Genomic DNA, 2,047 nt, shown 5'->3' on the forward strand with positions numbered 1-2,047 from the left:
GCCAGGCTCGCCCGCGCCCGGGGTGCCAGGATCGCGGCCGCGGTCCAGGCGGCCGCCGTCGCCGCGCTCGCCGAACTCGACCGGGCGGTGGCCCGGGCCGCCGAGCAACGCGATGCCATCCAGGCTGCCAGGGCCGAACGGGACGCCGCGCTCAAGGCCGCGCGTTCGGCGGTGCGTGAGCTGGGCGCGGAGCTTGCCCGGCTGACCGACGCCGTGCACCGTGACGAGGTGGCGCGCGCCGAGCAGCGGCTGCGGATCGAGCAGCTGGAGACCCGGGCGGCCGAGGAGTTCGGCATCGAGGCGGCCGCCCTGCTTGCCGACTATGCCAGCGACCAGCCGGTGCCGCCGTCGGCCCAGGAGCTGGCCGAGTGGGCGCTGGCCTCCGAGCGCGGTGAGGACGTCCTCGCTCCACGGCCCGGACCGTACGACCGCCGATCGGTCGAGAAGCGGGCCGCCCGCGCCGAGCGCGAACTGGCCCTGCTCGGCAAGGTGAACCCGCTGGCGCTGGAGGAGTTCGCCGCGCTGGAGGAGCGCCACCAGTTCCTCTCCACCCAGCTGGAGGATCTGAAGAACACCCGGCGCGACCTGCTGACGGTGGTCCGGGAGGTCGACGACCGGATCCTGGAGGTGTTCACCGCCGCCTATCACGACGTGGCCCGGGAGTTCGAGGTGGTCTTCTCGACGCTGTTCCCCGGCGGTGAGGGACGGCTGGTGCTGACCGATCCCGAGGACATGCTGGCCACCGGCATCGACGTGGAGGCGCGCCCGCCCGGCAAGAAGGTCAAGCGGCTGTCGCTGCTGTCCGGCGGGGAGCGGTCGCTGACCGCGGTGGCGATGCTGGTGGCCATCTTCCGGGCCCGGCCGAGCCCCTTCTACGTGATGGACGAGGTCGAGGCGGCCCTGGACGACGTCAACCTGGGCCGGCTGGTGGGCCTGATCGGTGAGCTGCGGGCCAGCAGCCAGCTGATCGTGATCACCCACCAGAAGCGCACCATGGAGGTCGCCGACGCCCTCTACGGGGTCGCGATGCGCGGTGACGGCATCAGCCAGGTGATCAGCCAGCGGCTGCGCGACACCGCCGACGAACCTGACCGGGTGGCCGCCGCCACCGGATAGCCGGGCGAGTCGGCCGGTGGCGGTGTGACCACGTCAGTACTCACCCTTGATTCAGTACTCACCCTTGATTACGAAGAAGGAGCCACGGATCGTGCCGGCCAGCTTCGACTTCTGCCGCGCGAACTTGAAGCGTGACGCGAGCTCCTCGGGAACCTCCATACCCTCCGATAGTTTGAACCCGACCGCGCGCTTCTTCCCGTCCTCGAGGCCGTACATCACGTTGATCGACAGACCGGACTCGTAGAACACGTAGGCCATCCGGATCCCGTCAACCTCGAAGGACGTCGCCTCAAGAGGGCGCGCCGAGATCACGATGTCGCGTTCGTCCTTGAGGATGCGGCTCACCCAGTCGACCGTCTCCGTCGCCTGGCTCGCAGGAGTCACCGTGAAGACATGGTCGTACTTGTTCTTGTAGTAGCGCGCCTCGTTGGCCCTCAGCCCGGCGAGAGCCCCGGCGAACGGGGACGACTCCAGCCCCACGGTGGACACCTTCTCGAAGTCGACGATCTGCGGCATGTGTACCTCCGAAGACGGGCATGTCACAGGAACGGTAGCGGTCCCAGGGGGAGGCATTCGACGCTCCTGGCCCTTGCGGCATCAACCCGGCTGATGAGGTTGCGGCTGTGGATCGCAGTCGCCGGCCCAGCAGCGCGCCCAGCGACGTGGCCGGTCCGGCCGGCTGAGAGACTGTAGGCGTGCTCGAATTCCTGCTGATCGCCATAGCCATCCTCGTTCTCGCCCTCGGCCTGATCGTCTCGCTGGTGGTGCCGCGGGGCCGGCTGGGCCGCCGCCGCCAGGTGCCGCCGCCGCGGGTGGGCCTGCCGACCACGCCGCAGGCGGGTCCGCCGCTCGGGTCGGTGGACACCCTGCCGGCGCCGCCGGGACCGCACACCGCCTCCGTCCTTCCCGAGACCCCGAGCGCCCCGGTGCT

Annotated in this window: 1 protein-coding gene and 2 pseudogenes; 2 read left to right on the forward strand and 1 reads right to left on the reverse strand. The window is 70.5% G+C overall.

Translation table 11 applies throughout. The features are described 5' to 3' along the window. Window positions 1-1,116 (forward strand): annotated as a pseudogene (locus tag VF542_RS00820) (chromosome segregation protein SMC); the annotation flags it as partial. Window positions 1,117-1,167: 51 nt separating this feature from the next. On the opposite strand, the gene VF542_RS00825 reads toward VF542_RS00820, so the two are convergent. Further along, window positions 1,168-1,632: a phage tail protein gene (locus VF542_RS00825; RefSeq protein ID WP_408649809.1), complete on the reverse strand. Its 465-nt coding sequence runs from the start codon at window positions 1,630-1,632 to the stop codon at window positions 1,168-1,170. A 179-nt stretch (window positions 1,633-1,811) separates the two neighbouring features. Between VF542_RS00825 and VF542_RS00830 the strand changes: the two are divergent. Next, window positions 1,812-2,047: pseudogene (locus VF542_RS00830) on the forward strand (hypothetical protein); the annotation flags it as partial.

The sequence above is a fragment of the Jatrophihabitans sp. genome (genome assembly GCF_036389215.1).
Classification (GTDB): domain Bacteria; phylum Actinomycetota; class Actinomycetes; order Mycobacteriales; family Jatrophihabitantaceae; genus Jatrophihabitans_A.

Bases quoted from the DNA above. Each gene is read 5' to 3' on its own strand.
- VF542_RS00825 (WP_408649809.1), bottom strand. From the start codon at position 1,632: ATGCCGCAGATCGTCGACTTCGAGAAGGTGTCCACCGTGGGGCTGGAG.